The sequence below is a fragment of the Virgibacillus ainsalahensis genome (assembly GCF_055380755.1).
On record NZ_AP043943.1, the window covers coordinates 1,810,221 to 1,827,170 of the forward strand.

Below are 16,950 nucleotides of genomic sequence, written 5' to 3' on the forward strand. Positions count from 1 at the left end.
GATCAAACTCCTTTAGTCTATAATTCTTGATAAGACGCCATTGATGAATTTACCTGATTTCTCGTCCCCATACAAATTTCCCAATTCAATCGCTTCATTTATTGAAACATTTGTCGGGATATCCTCTTTATATTTTATTTCATACGTGGCAATACGTAATATCGTTTTTTCAACTGAAGCAATACGGTCCAGTGACCAATTTTCCAGTTTCTCCGAAATAATATTGTCAATTTGAGATTTAAAATTGGTTACATCTTTCACCAGTTTGGTTAAAAACGGATCATTTTCCTCTGTTTCAAGGAATTCTTCAATTGCCGTCATCGGATCATTATCATTTATATCCAATTGAAAAAGGATTTGAAATGCCTTCTCTCTTGCTGTATGTCGATTCATCTGCCATAACTCCTCTTTAGCTCATCTGCTACACATGATACCATGATTTTTCGACCAATGCTAGAAAATAAAGTGAGGTCAAAAGACGGACTCTTTTGACCTCCAGTTTATTCGTTTAAATCTTCTACACCCTCGTTGTCATCCATCTGGATACCTACAACATGGATATTAATTTCATCAATCTCGAGGGCAGTCATGGTTTTTAATGTTTGCCTGATAGTTGATTGAATGTCTTGTGCTACCTGCGGGATAGAAACACCAAAATTTAATATGACATACAGGTCAATCACTATTCCATTATCGGACAATTCTACCTTTACCCCTTTGTTATGGGCTGTTTTCCCAAAGCGTTCAGCGACACCTGAAGCAAAATTCCCCCGCATTGCAAACAAACCTTCCACTTCAGAAGAAGCCAGCCCTGCAATAATTTCAATTACTTCTGGTGCTATTTCGACGGTTCCTAAACTTGTATCATCACTTACATTTAGTAATGGCTGTTCACTCATGTCTTCACTCCTCGTATTTGTACTTTATTAAAATACGAACCTAAATCATTGAAACCAGTGAAAATGATCTAATCATTCATCTCCATAATAGGATTGTCTTTGAGAAAGTTTGTATTGAAATCTCCTTTTTTAAATACTTCATTCTCCATAATTAATCGCTGAAAAGGAATCGTTGTGTGTACACCCTCCACTATAAATTCCCCCAGTGAACGTTTCATTCGTTTTATTGCTTCTTCACGGGTAGCACCATACGTAATCAGTTTGGCAACCATTGAATCGTAATAAGGAGGTATCCTATATCCAGGATATGCCGCAGAATCCACTCTTACTCCCAATCCTCCAGGGGGCAGATACATTTCTATCTCCCCGGCAGAAGGCATGAAATTTTTAAAGGGATTTTCTGCATTAATTCTGCACTCAATCGCCCAACCATCAAATTCGATATCCTCTTGTGTAAATGAAAGTTTTTCGTTGTTTGCAATTTTAATTTGCTCTTTAATTAAATCAACACCTGTAACCATTTCAGTAACTGGATGTTCCACCTGAATCCTTGTATTCATTTCCATAAAATAGAATTCCTTGCTTCTTCTGTCAAAAATATATTCGATTGTACCAGCACCTTCATAGCCAACTGCTTCTGCGGCCTTAACCGATGCTTTCCCCATTTCTTTTCTTATATCAGGTGTTAATGCTGGAGAAGGGCTTTCTTCAATTAGTTTTTGCAGTCTCCTTTGGATTGTGCAATCCCTCTCTCCTAAATGTATTACATTTCCATGTTTATCTGCTAAAACCTGGATTTCAACATGGCGAAAGTCTTCAATGTATTTTTCAATATATACACCTGGATTTCCAAATGCTGTTTCCGCCTCTTTTTGGGTTATCCTAATTCCTTTTATTAGTTCTTCTTCCGTTTTGGCGACACGAATACCTTTGCCACCGCCACCGGCTGTAGCTTTTATAATCACCGGATAACCTATTGATTCCGCTATTTCAATTGCCTGCTCTTCATTTTCAACAATACCATCAGAACCAGGAACAATAGGTACATTTGCTTCCTTCATCGTATCTCTTGCAACATCTTTTATCCCCATTTTCTGTATTGCATCGGATGTAGGACCAACGAAGATTATATTGCAGGCTTTGCATATTTCAGCAAAATCGGCATTTTCAGCAAGGAACCCATAGCCCGGATGTATCGCATCAACTCCCGTTAATGTTGCAACACTCATGATATTAGTAAAATTAAGGTAGCTGTCCTTACTATTTACAGGACCGATACAATAGGCTTCATCAGCTAATTGTACATGCAGCGCTTCTTTATCTGCTTCAGAATATACACCTACTGTTTCAATACCAAGTTCATTACATGCTCTTATAATTCGAACCGCTATTTCTCCTCTGTTAGCAATTAACAGTTTTTTCATCACCCGTTCCATCCCCTTACTGCTTTTTCACTCTAAATAATGGCTGTCCGTATTCAACCAGTTCTCCATCTTCAGCCATTATTTCAACAATTTCACCAGTGACTTCTGCTTCAATTTCATTAAACAATTTCATAGCTTCAACGATACAAACGACAGTATCATTTTCTACCTTGCTTCCCTGCTCGACATACGAATCACTTTCAGGATTTGGAGCTATGTAGAGTGTACCAACCATCGGTGACACAATTTCATAATCATAATCTGTATTCGGTGTTTCCTGTTTCGGTTCAGATTCTGGTTTTGCGGGTTGTGATACCGTTGTTGGTTGAGGTTCTTCTCTAGCAACCAACGGTGTTCGGTCCTCTATCGCATTAGCAGCTTTTTCCTGCACTTGCACCCCATTATTCGCTGTTGTTTTTTTCATTGAGACGGTTGTTCCATCCGTTTCATAAGTAAATTCGTCAATAGATGATTGATCAATTAATTTAATTATTTCCCTTAATTCCTGTACTTTTAACATTTTTTGCACCCCTTCTTTATACAAAAATAATAAATACGTACGAATTGCTTCTCCTAACATTTTACGATAAACATAAGCAATATATCAACAAAAATTCAATAAACAACGTTTGCATGATGTATATCATTTTAGTTCAATATTTCAATCATTAATTATACCAATGTTTCAGCAGAAATGCGAATAGATGTAATAGAAGTGCGAACAAAGGATCGGGACGCCTTGAACACCCGGGGCAGACCTGAAGCTGGACGCAGCTTATATTGCAACCAAAATATATACTGCCACATTTATATGCTTTCTTTCCTTTTAAAAAAAATAAACCCGGACGAATATGAGCGTCCGGATTGACCTGAATTTATTCACTTTCGACCGGTTGAAAATTCACATCAACGGTTACCTCTCCAAATTCATCTCTAACCAGTTGCATGATATTAACGACTTCAGTTCTTGACAGCTCATTAACTTTCACATGTACGTGTACGGTATCATCACTTGCTCGTACTAACACATCCTGGTACTCAGCATCATCAGCCTGTATCATTTCCTCTAAAACACTCTCTTTTGTATCTGCTTCTTCGATTACATCAATATCCTGTAATGCTTGGTCTTTTTCTTCTGGCGATGCCGTACTGGATGCTACTATTTCGTTTAAGCGTTCTTTTTCCATACTCCTGTCATCTTGAAGTTCCATTCGTAATGTCGTGAATAATTCATCTTTTCCTAAATTAGCTATTTCGTCAACTTCAGCATCCCCTGTTGCCTCTGATTGATCTGTAGCTACCGTTTCATCTGCGCTATTTTCACCAGTATCGATATAGGCCAAATCTTCACTGTCTGAAGTCATATAATAAACACTCAACACAATCATTAAACTAAGCATTGTTAACAGCCAAACCGTTTGCTTTTTTAACATATTTATCCTCCTTAATTCTTTGGCATTACAGAAACTTTATGTGTCGGAACATCAAGTACACGGGATACTGCTTCAACAATCCACTTTTTTACCGAAGCGTGGTCAGCGCCATTTGCCACGACAAACACCCCTCTCACTTCAGGTTTTTCCGTTTGTGTTAATAATGGAACTTCCTTATCCCCCTGTCTGACCAAAACGATTTGAGATTCTTCCGTAACGTCCTCTACTTTTCGTGTCCCCCCATTTCTATCATTTTCATCTGTTGTCTGTTGCCCTTTTATTAAATTTTTTTCATAAACTTTAACATTTGACGAGTCCAGGTTAATCATCACTTCTGCTTCGGAGACCCCTTGTATTTTATTTAGCATTTTTTCCATGTCTGTTTTAAAACTTTTTTCCAGCTCATCTACATCCATAGTGGAGGATACTTCTTCTACAGCGGTTTCCTCTGTGTCGGGTTCCATTTGTTGTTCAAAATCTGTTTCTGTATCGGATTCATCCGATGATGGAGAAAATACATTTCCCAGCACAAGCAGCAGAAGTCCTACAAGAGCAAGAACAATAATATACCCTGTTTTATTGGATGGAGTTTTCTTTTTATCTTCATTCGATTTTTTTTGGAACAATTTTTCTAATTTTTGTTTCAAGATCTCCCTCCCTCCCAAATTATCGTGATTTTTTTGTTATCAAGCTCCCACACTTCTCTTAGCAGCCTTTGTATTTCCTCCGTGTCTTGTCCTTCTTCATCCGTTGCTTGTTCATCCGTATTAATTACGACATCGTCAACTAAACTCACTGCTCCCTCCCCATCTTCTATTTCTTGCAAATAAACAATGACTTCTTCCAAACTGTCAAAGGTGTAATCCTCTTCTGATGAAAATAGAAAGTTAATATTCATGATTTCTGCATGATATTCTTCCATTAAGGGGTCTTTTGCTATATCTGTTAGTTGGACAGCCATTTGTTCTAAAATATATGCATCTTGTGAGCCTTCTATTTCACTTTTTTGCATTTCTATCAAATTTTCCACCGATTCGTTGTCTGTATCAGCTTCCGTAAGACGTGAAATGGAGGTTTTCAGTGTTTGTTCAATATTTATATTGAATACATAAAAAATCGGTTGTAATAACAGTAGAATCAAAATTAAACCAACAACTAATTTTATATATTTTTTCATGTCTGTAGCAGGGATTAATAAATCAATAATGGCGGCCAGCAATAAAAACAGTATAATTTGTGTAACCCATTGGATAAGCATATCCATCATAATCATCCTATCGTAAGAGCAGTGTAATATTACTCGCTGCAACAATAATCACTATGGCCAGGAAAAACATGAAGGAGACAGCCAACAAGCATGCCAATATATAGACAATATATTTACTGATTGTATTTAAACTCGAAATGACCGGCCCATCTCCAATTGGCTGTAATACCGCAGCTGCTATTTTATAAATAACAGCAATCGCAAAAATTTTAATCGCGGGAAATAAGGCGATAAAGAAAATAATGATGAGTCCAACGATTCCTACAGCATTTTTCAACAATAACGTTGCGCTTAAGATCGTATCTGCTGCATCGGTAAATGTCCTGCCGACAATTGGGATGAAATTGCCTGTAATAAACTTTGCTGTTTTCATCGCCACACCGTCCTGGACGGCACTTGCCGCCCCCTGTACGGACATCACACCAAGGAAAATTGTTAAAAAGACTCCTAGCGTCCCCATACCGACTGTCTTAAATAAATCGGCTAAATGGGTGACTTTATAATTATCATTTAGACTGCTGACAATTAATAATAATGCTGATAAAAATAAGAGTGGTAAGATAAAACCGGAAACCAGAAGTCCACTAAGGTGTATTAGAAATATGATAATCGGGTGAAAAAAAGACACTGCTATAACATTTCCAAAAGTAGCCATCAATCCCAGAACCAGTGGTATGAGAGAAATCATGAAGCTGCTCATTGCATCTATTGCTTCTTTTGCGTAGGAAACAGCCAGATAAAAGCTGTTTAAAGCAATAAACAAAAGAACAATATATACAACAAAGTAAGCAATTTTACTGACTGCACTGCGTTCAAATGCATTATGCATTGTTTGCAGAACAATCGAAAATAATGTCAACATTACCAGCAGACCAAGTAATCTTCCATTTTGAATAAGTTCATGAAACAAAAATTCTACAAGCCCAATAAAGGTATTTTCTAATGATAATGACCCTCTGTCTTTTATAAAATCAAAGAGACTAGTTTTTTCCAGTTCAGGCAAGTAGCCTCCATAATCATCTATTAACGTATTCCAATAACCTTGTACTCCTTCTAACGAAATTTCTTCGAGTAAATCTTCCTCGATCTCATCTGATTGAGATTCAGCAGATACAAAAGGTTGTCCAAAAAAGAAGGAAAAAGTGAAAAAAATGATGAACAGCATTTTATTGGTATTTGTTTTCATTCACTATAATTTCCCCCTTTGGTTAAGCAGCAGGCAAAAAGGTTATTATTGCTTCGATAACAGCAGTAATAATCGGAACAGCCAGTAATAATATAAAAATTTTACCCGCAAGTTCAATTTTCACTGCTACCGAACCTAGTCCTGCATCCTTCGTTATACTGGCACCAATCTCTGCAATGTAAGCTATTCCGATAATTTTTAAAATGGTTTCCATGTACATTCCTTCAATATTAGCTTTTTGTCCCAGTGATTCAATTAATTGGAAAATAGTTGCTATATGCTGGATGATAACCAAAAATATTATAATTACTGTTATAACAATCAAAAAAAATGCAAAGGAAGAATTAATATCTTTCAAAACAATATATAAAATACTTGCAATAATCCCCAACGTGACAATCTGTAAAATATCCATCTATACTACCCCTGGAAAAGAAATACTGATCGAATCTGTTGAAATAAATCAGCAAGCCCATTTATGACAACAGCAAGAACGATAATAAAGCCTAATAATGTAACGAACTGGGCAATTTCTTCTTTACCCATCTGTTTCAGGATGGTGTGAATAATTGCCACAATAATTCCAATTCCAGCAATTTGAAATAAAAGGCCTGCATCGGTAAACATTGATGTACCCCTTTCCAGCTAAAGCTAAATGAACAACAATACAATAAATAAACCACTTAATAGTCCTAAACTTTTTGCCATTTTGCTATATTTATATTGGTTATCCCGGGCTTCTTCTAATTCCCTTTCAAGGTGGGTGACTGTTAATTGAATATGTTTCTGCTGTTGGGAAAAATCATGCTGCCCAAGTGTTTGTCCAAATTGCTTCAGAATTTCCCCTTCGTTAAGTTCTAAGCATGATTCTTTCAGAAGCTCATCAACATTTTTATTCCACAGGTTTGCCAATTGATCATCTTCTTCCCGCATGCTAGTACTAAGTTTCCTAAAAAAAGACTTCATAGGTTGGGGGATCTGCTTTGCAATTACTGTAAATGCATCCTGTAGTGGTAGTTGACTGTACACCATCTCTGCTTCCAATATTTGTAGCGCATTTTTTAATTGTCTGATATGTTTTGGTCTTTTGCTTAATCTTTGACTCCAGTCAAATCCTGCCCACGTCGTTGTACCGATGAAAAGAAGTGCTCCAATCCACTTCATCCGGTTTGCCCCCCGATTTTTGAAAAATCTTATCGCCATTCTGATTGTATACCTGCTTTATTTGTCCAGGACTCCTTTGCTTCTCCAAAAGTATAATTCTCTCAAAGACCTTATGCTGAAATAAGGGTTGTAAGGAGGGCCTTTTTTTAAGTTCCTCGATGGTTCTTCCATGTATCGTACAGATAACTATAACTCCTGCATTGACTGCCTCCATTAATGCTTCAACGTCATCTTTACTTCCTATCTCGTCTACGATAAGCACATCGGGCGACATCGAACGAATCATCATCATCATGCCTTCCGCTTTCGGACAAGCGTCCATTACATCCGTTCTAAGTCCCAAATCATGCTGTGGCATTCCATTTAGAGACCCCCCTATCTCAGATCGCTCATCAATAACTGCAACCTTCTGAGCTCCTATATTTCTCCAACCTGTAGCTATTAGTCTTGTAACATCTCTTATTATTGTTGTTTTTCCTGTCTGCGGGGGCCCGACAAAAAGGGTATTGACATACTTCCTTGTTTGATGCAGATATGGAATAAACGCTAGGCCAGCTCCTATTTTTTCTTTGGCAATTCGTATATTTAAAAAAGTAATATATTGAATCGCCTTGACTGAACCGTTGAGTGTATTGACTTTGCCTGCCAATCCTACTCGATGACCGCCTTCAATTGTAATATAGCCTTTTTGTAATTCATCTTCCATCCGATATAGAGAGAATTCACTTAACTGATTAATCATATAGATGGCATCTTTCTTAGCTGGTCTGATTTTTTCCAGCCATTGGGTTTGTTTATCAAAAATCAGCTCTACAGGACGGGACAATCGAAAGCGTATCTCCTGTAAAAGTTCCCATCGATCTGCTATTTCCAATTCAATGGCTTGTCTCATTTCAGCAGGAAATAATCGTAATATTTCTTTCATAACATACCCTCACTTCTACGTAACCTCACTAGTAAATGTATGTATGATTGGAAATAATATGACTGAAGGAATTTCTCGAACAAAAGCTCAGGTTGCGGCTTGAACACCTTAAGGCAAGAGGAAATTTGAGTAAGAGCACTACTAATACGTGAGCAACGCTGAACTGATCCACGTCGTGTGGATTATCTTCCTAACCCATGAAAAAAAACAGTTCTCAAACGAGAACTGTTTTTTCTGCTATTTATTCAGCTGATTAATTACGCACGTGATATATATTTACCATCCGTTGTATTTATTACCAATACCTCACCCTGATTTATGAAAAATGGAACTTGCACCGTGTGGCCGGTTTCTAATGTTGCTGGTTTTGAACCACCGCTTGCAGTATCTCCTTTGATGCCTGGTTCTGTTTCCACTACTTCAAGCTCAACATTTTTTGGCAGATCCACACCAAGAATTTCTCCTTCATATGTGATAACGTTGAGTTCCATACTTTCTTTCATGAATTTTAATTCGTTTTCAATCTGCTGTGTCGTTAACTCAATTTGTTCATATGTGTTAGTATCCATAAATGCATGCGTATCACCTGATGCGTATAAATATTGCATTTTTCTATTTTCAATATGTGCCTTACCTACTTTTTCTCCACCGCGAAAGGTTTTCTCCTGTATGTTTCCATTTCTTAAATTACGAAGTTTCGAGCGAACAAAAGCTGCACCCTTTCCGGGCTTGACATGCTGAAACTCCATAACCTGCCAAATATCATTGTCTACCTCGATTGTTAAACCTGTTTTAAAGTCATTAACTGAAATCATTTTTCTTATCCTCCCTTAACCTGAAACCATTTGTCTATAGTTGAATGAATTCCTTTGTGCAGGTTGTTAGACGTTCATTTCCCGCTTCTGTTAGTACAATGTCATCTTCAATTCTGCAGCCACCGACTCCCGGAACATAAATGCCTGGCTCAACGGTTACAACCATACCGGTTTCCAATTTCCTGTCGGACCTGAATGAGAGTCCGGGTCCTTCATGTACTTCCAATCCTAATCCATGTCCTGTGGAATGTCCGAATTTATCCCCATAGCCTTTTTCTTTAATATAATCTCGTGTTAAAGCATCCGCTTCTTTTCCAGTAATCCCTGGTTTAATTCCCTCTATACCTCGTAATTGTGCTTCTAGAACAGTATCGTATATCGTTCTCAATTTATTATCGATATCTCCAACAGCCAGGGTTCTTGTAATATCTGAACAATATCCATTATATAATGCACCATAATCAAGTGTCACCAATTCTCCAGACCTGATCTCTTTTTCGGAAGCAACACCATGAGGGAGAGCAGAACGATCACCAGAAGCAACGATTATATCAAAACTTGAAGATGTCGCACCTTGCTTTCTCATGAAAAATTCCAGTTCGTTAGAAACATCAATCTCCTTAATTCCCGGTTTAATGTATCCTTGAATATGTTCATATGCATCATCCGCTATTTTCGCCGCTTTTTTCATGATGTCTAATTCATCATTTGTTTTGATTAAACGGATTTCTTCTACCAGACCGCTTACCGGTACTAATTCTGCATCAATAACTTTATCGTATTTTTCATACTGGCTATAAGTAATATAATCCTTCTCAAATCCCAGGCGCTTCACGTTCATATCCTTTAGTTGTTCATTGATTTCTAATTCAAGCAACTGTTTATGTTCAATAACATCAAAACCCTGTGCTTGTGCTGTGGCCTGTTCCGTATACCGAAAATCAGTGATAAACCGAGTAGTGCTTTCACTGATAATTGCCGCACCCGCAGTTCCTGTGAAACCGGTAATATACCTTCTATTAATAGCACTGGTAATTAAAATTGCATCCACATTGTTAGCTGCAAGCCTATTTCTCAACGTATTTATTTTATCCATTTTTCCTCCCCCTTGTTTTCTATAGGAATCAGTACATGATACTCTATGTATCTTTACATTTTATCATAAACCACATGAATTTGAATTACAATATCGTACAAAGAGCATCGTTCAAACTAGTTGTTTTTTTCTTTTTCCTTGCTTGCCTTGACTTTTGTGTCATTGTAATCATAAGAGATTGAGTATCCAATAAAAGTTCCATATAAAATAAATAGACAAATCGTTGAGATAATTGTATTAAAACTTAACTCGGCCAATGGTGGTATATTGGTAAATATTGGCTGTAGCATAAAAAAGATAATCAGCCAAAGGATAATGCCATAAGCTGCCCCCATCCACATGGAGTTCACCTTTTTGAAGATACCATAGTAAATTAGCGCTGCTGCAATAGAGATCAGTCCGACCATCAGAATAGAAATGATATCACCCAACCACCCGTCTGTCCATTTTGCAGTATTCCATGATCGTAAGAGATAATGTTTGGGCCCAATTTCTGTGAAATTGAAGTAATACATAATTACCCCTAATACACTCCATAAAATCCCGCCAATAAACCCTGTCAATAACGATCGGGATAACAGCGATCCAATATGCTCTTTTTTATTTTGTTCTAATTGCTGACTATTTTCATTCATCTAGACACCTCCAGCCCATATTATTGCCAACTATCCCAAAAGCTATCAAATTTATATATATGATTGAATATTATAAATTCTTAGCTGGTTATTATTTGATTTCTCTAGTAAAATATAAGTAAGAAGGGTTATAATAAATTTATAATGATATTTCACTCAAGTAATAAGAACATGAATAATTTACGTAGAAAAGGAAATAATGCAAAATAGAGGTTCACAATAATTTAAGATTTTTAGGATAGAGTGATATAAATCTTGAATTTTGTGGTATATAAAGTAATAAGGTACTAATAAACCATTATAAATGAAAAGGAGGAAATCAGAATGGGGCGTAATAAAATTTCCATACTGGTTTATGTACTCATTGGCCTGGCTGTTATTGGGGTGGTCTCTCAACTTTTCACAAATACAGTCGACTTTTTCAAAAATATATTCATAATGCTTGTCATAGGGGCAGCGATTTTTACGTTATTCTATTTTCTCTTCCTCAAAAAGAGAGCACCATCGAATGAAATGAAAAAATATAAAAAGGCTGTTAAACAATCCAAAGCTAAATACAAACAGCATGAACCAGCAAATAAACCTGCAGTTAATAATAATAAGCAAAAGCCTCTGCAAACAAAGAAAAAAATAAACCGACGTGCATCACACCTACGTGTTATTGATGGAAATAAATCAAAAAAGAAACGACCGGGCTGATATCAGTCTCATGCACGGTCGTTTTTTGTTTGCGAGATATAATTTAAGAACTTTCTTATTGCAGTGAAGGCAGGCCAATGCGTGCGTCTTTAAGCTTGGTGATAAGCCTAATTTTCTATAGAACTCCAGATAAGTTTATTTTGGCCAGTATCTCAGAAAATGGTCCGTCCTCTCTTTTCCTGCTTGAACTAAATACTCCTTTGCTTTTTCACCAAGCTGAAAATCGGTTGTTCCGACATTCTCTACAGGAATGAAAATAATATTATTTTTCTGAGATTTCGAAATATACCTGGAATCATGTGCCTGTTTCATTGTTGAAAAGAGCGCATGAAACATATCAAAGGCATTATTGATATCACTGGGGATATTCTGCTTATCAATGGATTCAGTTAACTTTACACCTAAAATCGGTCTATCGTTTTTTGAATCTCCATTTCCAAACACCCATAAAGGAAAGTTACTCAGTAGTCCTCCATCAACAATAATACTTTTCTTTGATGTCTTACCAGGCATTTTTTTGGGCATAAAAAAATAAGGAAAGCCACAGCTCATCCGTACTGCTTTTGCTACAGGAAAGTGCTTGGGCTCAATATTATATATTCTTTTAAGATCATCCGGTATAACAACCAGTTTTCCTAATGAAAGATCACTTACTACCACTTTGAGATATCCTTCTTTAAGGTCGACAAATGTATTAATATTCTTTTTGGCCAATTGTATCTGTAACCATTTTTCCAGCTTATCTCCTTTATATAATCCTAATTGAAAATATAAAAAGAACCACTTGCTCATAGGGATAAATTTACTTAACCTTGGTGGATCCAAAAATTCTCTTAAGTCTAATTCATGTAGTAAGTTTCTTATTTCAACATAACTGTAATTTGCTGCCAGAAATGATGCTACAATGGCACCAGCGGAAGTACCTGCAAGACGTTCGAAATACAATCCTTTTTTATCGATACTTTCCAATGCACCTACAAATGCATAAGCTTTTACTCCTCCCCCGGAAAACACACCATCTATTATCATATGCTCTCTCCTTATGCTGTTTTTATATAACTAAGCATAAGAAATTTGATTTAGAACACATTAATAAATAAAATCACACAATATCATTTAATTGTGTGTGATGACACAATTTTTAATTTCTAATTATCTGTTCGGGTATCTCTCAATTGCTCAATCCGGGTTTTATCCGAGTTAAAATAGTTTACTAAGTCCCCAATCCGATCAATGGAATTCCAACTTAGGTGATGCTCTATGCCTTCCACATCTTCATAAATATTTTCTTCATCCACACCAATTATTTCAAGAAACTGTTCCAATAATTCATGACGGAATACTAGTCTTTCACCAATTTTTTTCCCATTAGCTGTTAGAACGAACCCTCTGTATTTTTCATAATTCAGATAGCCATCTTTATCCAGCTTTTGAACCATTTTTGTTACAGCGGATGGATGGACCTCCAGTGCTTCAGCAATATCTGAAACACGAGCATATCCTTTTGTTTCAATCAAGTTATAAATTAGTTCTATGTAGTCTTCCATACTAGGTGTAGGCATAAAATCTCCTCATTTCAACGAATAAATTTTTAATCAAGGAAACAATGTTTCTATATATGAGGATACCGTAAATTAAGAAGATAAACAAGTGAACAAAAGCGCAAGCGCCTTGATCACTCTTAGGTAAAAGCTTTTGACCTTGAAGGGTAGGTACTATAGCTGCTGAAGTATTTACTGATAAGGAATTAATATGCTGCTGTTTTTATTATAGATGATGGCGCATGGTCTTAACCGTAATGTTGGTTTCTTACCTATTTAGAAAAATTGGCATTCGCTATAGATTAGGCGAATTTGCCTTAGGCCGGACTTATACAGTAAGAAAGGTTTCTACTTTCTTACTGCTAAAAAAGAAGGACTGACAATTAAACTGTCAGTCCTTCAAAAACATTTTTCTATAACCCGCATTTCAACTGTGCATTACAGCTTGTACAAGTATTACATCCACCTATATCTTCTACCTTACCAGTTCTACATACTGGACAGGTGTCACCTACTTCTGAGCCGATGGTTACATCTGTCTTCTCCAACTCCTGGACCGTATCCATCAATACCACTTTAGGCTTTTCTGTTTCTAGATTATCATTAAATAGCTCCGTTTGTTCTCCAACCGGATTTTCTTCCGCTTTTAATGTCAGTACCTGCGAATCACGGCTTCCATCCACATATACCGTACCGCCTTTCGCACCACCTCTGTATAATCTTTGATAAACATTTTCCACCTGTTCTACTTTATATCCACGCGGGGCATTTACTGTTTTAGAAATGGAGCTGTCAACCCATCGCTGAATCACACATTGTGTATCGGCATGTGCTTCAGGTGTTAAGTCCATGGAAGTTACAAACCATTTAGGAAGATTCTCTTCATCAGCATCCGGGTTCCTGTCCAGATATTCCTGAACGATATCCGCTTTTACTTCGATAAACTTACCAAGTCTTCCACTTCTATAATAGGAAAATGAGAAGTAAGGTTCTAACCCTGTACTAACTCCAACCATTGTTCCGGTACTCCCAGTAGGAGCCACCGTCAATAGATGAGAGTTGCGGATTCCATATTCCAAGACGGATTCTCTGATATCTTCCGGCATTTTTTTCATATATCCTGTGTTAATAAATGCTTCACGTAATGCCCTTGTTTCCTCATCTGTTTTTCCAACAAGGAATGGAAAACTACCTTTTTCCTTTGCGAGCTCAATTGATTCGCGGTATGCAGTTGTTGCGATTACTTCAAAGATTTTATCTACTAATTGATTTCCTTCTTTTGATCCATATTCCGTTTCACAATAAATCAATAAATCATGCATACCCATAACACCAAGGCCTACACGGCGTTCGCCTAGTGCCTGCTTTTTATTCTCTTCCAAAAAGTATGGTGTAGCGTCAATAACGTTATCCTGCATGCGTACACCAGTTTTTACCGTCTGTGTTAATTGCTCAAAATTAACAGTTGCTGTATCTTTGTTGGCCATCTCTGCAAGGTTTACTGCTGCTAGATTACAAACGGAGTATGGTGCAAGCGGCTGTTCTCCACAAGGGTTTGTTGCAACGACCTGGTCCCCGTAGGCTTTGGCATTTGTCATATCATTTGCATTGTCGATAAAGAAAATTCCTGGTTCAGCGGAGTAAGTCGCACAGACATTAATTAAATTCCATAGTTCCTTCGCTTTTATACGGCGATAGACACGTACTCCATATCCCATTTCTTCCCATTTTCGAACATCTCCAACATCATGCCAATTCTCGTTATACTCTTTCATTTCCTCATTCGTATAGTTTTCAACATCTGGGAAACGAAGCTCATAATAATCATCGTTCTCTACAGCTTCCATGAATTCTTTCGTCAGACATACGGAGATATTTGCTCCTGTTAAAAATTCAGAATTATGAACCGTATATGTCCCACCAGTTTGCAGCTTTTCTTCAGCTTCTCTTATCGCCGCCTCTGAAAATCCACCAAGACCCGGCATATTTTTATAATTTAAGATACCTTGATATAAATCAATTTCTGTCTCTGTGAACGGTTTAAAATTTAATTTTTCCTGGGCAAGCTGTTTTATTTGCTGATCCTCGGTATTTTCTATTAAATACCTCAGGATTCGTGGGTTTTGCATTTTTGAGATGATAAATTCAATGATGTCAGGATGGGAATCGACTAACATAATCATTTGTGCTCCGCGTCTAGCTCCTCCCTGTTCTACCAGGTGGGTCAGTTTCGCAATGTCATCCAGCCAGGACACCGATCCGGATGACTTTCCATTAACCCCTCTTGCCAAGGTATTTCGTGGTCTTAGGGTGGAACCATTTGTACCAACACCGCCGCCTCTGCTCATAATTTCCATTACCTGTTTTCGGTGATCTGAGATACCTTCACGGGAATCCTTAATATACGGCATAACATAACAATTAAAATAGGTTACATCCGTTTCAGCACCAGCGCCATATAATACTCTTCCTGCAGGAATAAAATTCAGGTTGGATAATTCTTCATTAAATTTTTTAAACCATTTTTGTTGCGCTTCCTCTGTCTGCTCCACACCGGAAAGGCCTGCAGCATTTCTTTTGGCTATTTGCTCATAGTATAATTCCAACGGTTTATCAATTACATCCAAACCACGGTGTACAATCCCTGTGTTTGCTTCTTCCTCTTTATCTAATACTGATACAAACTCAGGGTTCACCTTAATTGCAGCTTCCTGGTTGTGCCAATCAATAGATTCTACCCTGCCTAAACCGCGTGCTGGGAATTTCGGGTCTGCTTTTACTGTCAGAACGACAAAATCGCCTTTTTTTAATGTTTTCTTTTCTGTATCCTTAAAAGCGTATCGATCCAACATTACTAAACGTGAAACCCCTTTATGTGTCAACTTCATATCGCTCGTTATCGGATGTACCTGCGGAAATAATTTGATGTCGTCATTTAATGTTGACACATCAATTTCTTCTCTGCTTTCCACAATAGTCGACATTATATCGCTCCTTCGCATGATTTTTTTAGAATCATTTATATATTAATTACAGTAATATAAATACAATACCACATATAAATATATTAAAACAATATATTGTATCGAAAATATAAAAAAACACTATATATAGTGTTTCATCCAAAAATAAATGGATTTGTCAAGAACAGATAAACAATAAATTCTGCAGAACATGAAAGGAAAACAAAGGATAGTTTGGTTTTTCATCTAAAAAACCATATGTTTACGGCTTGAAAAATAGTCAATTTTAGACGTATTCCAGCAAAATTCCTCATTTTCTTCAATTATCTTACGCGACATTTCTCATAAATGCAAAGGGAACGAAAAAAACTTTGAAAAATTAAGGGATGGAGCCTATAATAGAATATGAATAAAAAGAAGGATGAGGGAAAAAATAATGGAGTTCTTAATTATAGCCATCGTAATTCTGCTTGCCATTGGAATCTTTCGGCATTATAGACAGAAAACGTACTTGAAAGTTTTAACAGAAGATCAGTTTCGCGAAAATTATCGAAAAGCACAGTTGATTGACGTGAGAGAACCACAGGAATTTGATAAAGGGCATATCCTTGGTGCCAGAAATATCCCGGTATCCCAGATGCGTCAGCGACTTGTTGAAATTAGAAAAGACAAGCCAGTTTATCTATACTGCCAAAGTGGAGCACGCTCTTCACGAGCGGCACAACTTTTGCGTAAAAAAGGCTACACAGACCTTAATCAGCTTAAAGGCGGATTCAAAAAATGGACGGGAAAAATTAAAACCAAATAAAAATTTACAATTCCTTAACTGTACTTACTTTTACAGCAGCAGGCTTTATATTTTATATTTGCTAAAGAAGGCTCAGGATAGCTGAAATATCTATC

The 16,950-nt window shown here is 36.9% G+C and carries 20 protein-coding genes; 2 read left to right on the top strand and 18 right to left on the bottom strand.

Annotated elements, in window-relative coordinates; all coding sequences use genetic code 11:
• Positions 1-12 precede the first annotated feature (12 nt).
• The 15 genes from nusB to ACZ427_RS08775 all read right to left on the bottom strand — a co-directional run bounded on the left by nusB (position 13) and on the right by ACZ427_RS08775 (position 10,844).
• Positions 13-393: a transcription antitermination factor NusB gene (gene nusB / locus ACZ427_RS08705; protein WP_461177773.1), complete on the bottom strand. Its 381-nt coding sequence runs from the start codon at positions 391-393 to the stop codon at positions 13-15.
• Between the two features lie 107 nt (positions 394-500).
• Positions 501-899, bottom strand: coding sequence for an Asp23/Gls24 family envelope stress response protein (locus ACZ427_RS08710; protein ID WP_461177772.1), 399 nt, complete (start codon positions 897-899; stop codon positions 501-503).
• A gap of 68 nt (positions 900-967) precedes the next feature.
• Positions 968-2,326, bottom strand: coding sequence for an acetyl-CoA carboxylase biotin carboxylase subunit (accC, locus tag ACZ427_RS08715; protein WP_461177771.1), 1,359 nt, complete (start codon positions 2,324-2,326; stop codon positions 968-970).
• Positions 2,327-2,339: 13 nt separating this feature from the next.
• Entirely contained in the window at positions 2,340-2,843 is a 504-nt protein-coding gene (gene accB, locus ACZ427_RS08720) for an acetyl-CoA carboxylase biotin carboxyl carrier protein (protein ID WP_461177770.1), read from the bottom strand.
• A gap of 355 nt (positions 2,844-3,198) precedes the next feature.
• Positions 3,199-3,756 (bottom strand): SpoIIIAH-like family protein, encoded by a 558-nt coding sequence (locus tag ACZ427_RS08725; protein WP_461177769.1) that lies wholly within the window; start codon positions 3,754-3,756, stop codon positions 3,199-3,201.
• 11 nt (positions 3,757-3,767) lie between these two features.
• A complete protein-coding gene (gene spoIIIAG / locus ACZ427_RS08730) occupies positions 3,768-4,403 on the bottom strand; it encodes a stage III sporulation protein AG (RefSeq protein ID WP_461177768.1) in 636 nt (211 codons plus the stop codon).
• Positions 4,400-5,023 (bottom strand): stage III sporulation protein AF, encoded by a 624-nt coding sequence (gene spoIIIAF / locus ACZ427_RS08735; RefSeq protein ID WP_464883558.1) that lies wholly within the window; start codon positions 5,021-5,023, stop codon positions 4,400-4,402. The genes spoIIIAG and spoIIIAF overlap by 4 nt, the downstream gene beginning before the upstream one ends.
• A gap of 7 nt (positions 5,024-5,030) precedes the next feature.
• Entirely contained in the window at positions 5,031-6,209 is a 1,179-nt protein-coding gene (gene spoIIIAE / locus ACZ427_RS08740; RefSeq protein ID WP_461177766.1) for a stage III sporulation protein AE, read from the bottom strand.
• A 22-nt stretch (positions 6,210-6,231) separates the two neighbouring features.
• A complete protein-coding gene (spoIIIAD, locus tag ACZ427_RS08745) occupies positions 6,232-6,624 on the bottom strand; it encodes a stage III sporulation protein AD (protein ID WP_461177765.1) in 393 nt (130 codons plus the stop codon).
• 5 nt (positions 6,625-6,629) lie between these two features.
• Complete coding sequence (gene spoIIIAC, locus ACZ427_RS08750) at positions 6,630-6,836, bottom strand: stage III sporulation protein AC (protein WP_461177764.1); 207 nt, start codon at positions 6,834-6,836, stop codon at positions 6,630-6,632.
• 24 nt (positions 6,837-6,860) lie between these two features.
• Positions 6,861-7,373 (bottom strand): stage III sporulation protein SpoIIIAB, encoded by a 513-nt coding sequence (spoIIIAB, locus tag ACZ427_RS08755; RefSeq protein ID WP_461177763.1) that lies wholly within the window; start codon positions 7,371-7,373, stop codon positions 6,861-6,863.
• Positions 7,318-8,298 carry a stage III sporulation protein AA gene (gene spoIIIAA, locus ACZ427_RS08760; protein WP_461177762.1) on the bottom strand — a complete coding sequence of 327 codons (981 nt, stop codon included), beginning with the start codon at positions 8,296-8,298 and terminating at the stop codon, positions 7,318-7,320. The genes spoIIIAB and spoIIIAA overlap by 56 nt, the downstream gene beginning before the upstream one ends.
• Positions 8,299-8,555: 257 nt before the next feature.
• On the bottom strand, positions 8,556-9,113 hold the full coding sequence (gene efp / locus ACZ427_RS08765; RefSeq protein ID WP_461177761.1) for an elongation factor P: 558 nt from the start codon (positions 9,111-9,113) through the stop codon (positions 8,556-8,558).
• A gap of 34 nt (positions 9,114-9,147) precedes the next feature.
• On the bottom strand, positions 9,148-10,209 hold the full coding sequence (locus ACZ427_RS08770; protein WP_461177760.1) for a M24 family metallopeptidase: 1,062 nt from the start codon (positions 10,207-10,209) through the stop codon (positions 9,148-9,150).
• Between the two features lie 116 nt (positions 10,210-10,325).
• The gene (locus ACZ427_RS08775) at positions 10,326-10,844 is read right to left on the bottom strand and encodes a YqhR family membrane protein (protein ID WP_461177759.1); all 519 of its coding nucleotides are present in this window, start codon (positions 10,842-10,844) and stop codon (positions 10,326-10,328) included.
• Between the two features lie 324 nt (positions 10,845-11,168).
• On the opposite strand from ACZ427_RS08775, the gene ACZ427_RS08780 reads away from it, so the two are divergent.
• The gene (locus ACZ427_RS08780) at positions 11,169-11,543 is read left to right on the top strand and encodes an SA1362 family protein (protein WP_461177758.1); all 375 of its coding nucleotides are present in this window, start codon (positions 11,169-11,171) and stop codon (positions 11,541-11,543) included.
• 135 nt (positions 11,544-11,678) lie between these two features.
• On the opposite strand, the gene ACZ427_RS08785 is transcribed toward ACZ427_RS08780, so the two are convergent.
• From ACZ427_RS08785 to ACZ427_RS08795, 3 genes are all read right to left on the bottom strand, one after another.
• On the bottom strand, positions 11,679-12,572 hold the full coding sequence (locus tag ACZ427_RS08785; protein WP_461177757.1) for a patatin-like phospholipase family protein: 894 nt from the start codon (positions 12,570-12,572) through the stop codon (positions 11,679-11,681).
• Between the two features lie 119 nt (positions 12,573-12,691).
• Positions 12,692-13,105, bottom strand: a complete 414-nt coding sequence (gene mntR, locus ACZ427_RS08790) for a transcriptional regulator MntR (RefSeq protein WP_461177756.1) — start codon at positions 13,103-13,105, stop codon at positions 12,692-12,694.
• A gap of 392 nt (positions 13,106-13,497) precedes the next feature.
• Positions 13,498-16,068 carry a vitamin B12-dependent ribonucleotide reductase gene (locus ACZ427_RS08795; RefSeq protein WP_461177755.1) on the bottom strand — a complete coding sequence of 857 codons (2,571 nt, stop codon included), beginning with the start codon at positions 16,066-16,068 and terminating at the stop codon, positions 13,498-13,500.
• Positions 16,069-16,483: 415 nt separating this feature from the next.
• Here ACZ427_RS08795 and ACZ427_RS08800 point away from each other — a divergent pair, with 415 nt between their 5' ends.
• The gene (locus tag ACZ427_RS08800; protein WP_461177869.1) at positions 16,484-16,855 is read left to right on the top strand and encodes a rhodanese-like domain-containing protein; all 372 of its coding nucleotides are present in this window, start codon (positions 16,484-16,486) and stop codon (positions 16,853-16,855) included.
• Positions 16,856-16,950: the final 95 nt, after the last annotated feature.

What these genes read in the sequence shown, in the direction of transcription:
- ACZ427_RS08710 (WP_461177772.1), bottom strand. Translation starts at nt 899, where the DNA reads ATGAGTGAACAGCCATTACTAAATGTAAGTGATGATACAAGTTTAGGA.
- spoIIIAD (WP_461177765.1), bottom strand. Translation starts at nt 6,624, where the DNA reads ATGGATATTTTACAGATTGTCACGTTGGGGATTATTGCAAGTATTTTA.
- mntR (WP_461177756.1), bottom strand. Translation starts at nt 13,105, where the DNA reads ATGCCTACACCTAGTATGGAAGACTACATAGAACTAATTTATAACTTG.
- spoIIIAF (WP_464883558.1), bottom strand. Translation starts at nt 5,023, where the DNA reads ATGATGGATATGCTTATCCAATGGGTTACACAAATTATACTGTTTTTA.
- spoIIIAA (WP_461177762.1), bottom strand. Translation starts at nt 8,298, where the DNA reads ATGAAAGAAATATTACGATTATTTCCTGCTGAAATGAGACAAGCCATT.
- spoIIIAE (WP_461177766.1), bottom strand. Translation starts at nt 6,209, where the DNA reads ATGAAAACAAATACCAATAAAATGCTGTTCATCATTTTTTTCACTTTT.
- ACZ427_RS08785 (WP_461177757.1), bottom strand. Translation starts at nt 12,572, where the DNA reads ATGATAATAGATGGTGTGTTTTCCGGGGGAGGAGTAAAAGCTTATGCA.
- efp (WP_461177761.1), bottom strand. Translation starts at nt 9,113, where the DNA reads ATGATTTCAGTTAATGACTTTAAAACAGGTTTAACAATCGAGGTAGAC.
- spoIIIAC (WP_461177764.1), bottom strand. Translation starts at nt 6,836, where the DNA reads ATGTTTACCGATGCAGGCCTTTTATTTCAAATTGCTGGAATTGGAATT.
- nusB (WP_461177773.1), bottom strand. Translation starts at nt 393, where the DNA reads ATGAATCGACATACAGCAAGAGAGAAGGCATTTCAAATCCTTTTTCAA.
- ACZ427_RS08775 (WP_461177759.1), bottom strand. Translation starts at nt 10,844, where the DNA reads ATGAATGAAAATAGTCAGCAATTAGAACAAAATAAAAAAGAGCATATT.
- ACZ427_RS08725 (WP_461177769.1), bottom strand. Translation starts at nt 3,756, where the DNA reads ATGTTAAAAAAGCAAACGGTTTGGCTGTTAACAATGCTTAGTTTAATG.
- ACZ427_RS08770 (WP_461177760.1), bottom strand. Translation starts at nt 10,209, where the DNA reads ATGGATAAAATAAATACGTTGAGAAATAGGCTTGCAGCTAACAATGTG.
- accB (WP_461177770.1), bottom strand. Translation starts at nt 2,843, where the DNA reads ATGTTAAAAGTACAGGAATTAAGGGAAATAATTAAATTAATTGATCAA.
- ACZ427_RS08780 (WP_461177758.1), top strand. Translation starts at nt 11,169, where the DNA reads ATGGGGCGTAATAAAATTTCCATACTGGTTTATGTACTCATTGGCCTG.
- ACZ427_RS08795 (WP_461177755.1), bottom strand. Translation starts at nt 16,068, where the DNA reads ATGTCGACTATTGTGGAAAGCAGAGAAGAAATTGATGTGTCAACATTA.
- spoIIIAB (WP_461177763.1), bottom strand. Translation starts at nt 7,373, where the DNA reads ATGAAGTGGATTGGAGCACTTCTTTTCATCGGTACAACGACGTGGGCA.
- ACZ427_RS08800 (WP_461177869.1), top strand. Translation starts at nt 16,484, where the DNA reads ATGGAGTTCTTAATTATAGCCATCGTAATTCTGCTTGCCATTGGAATC.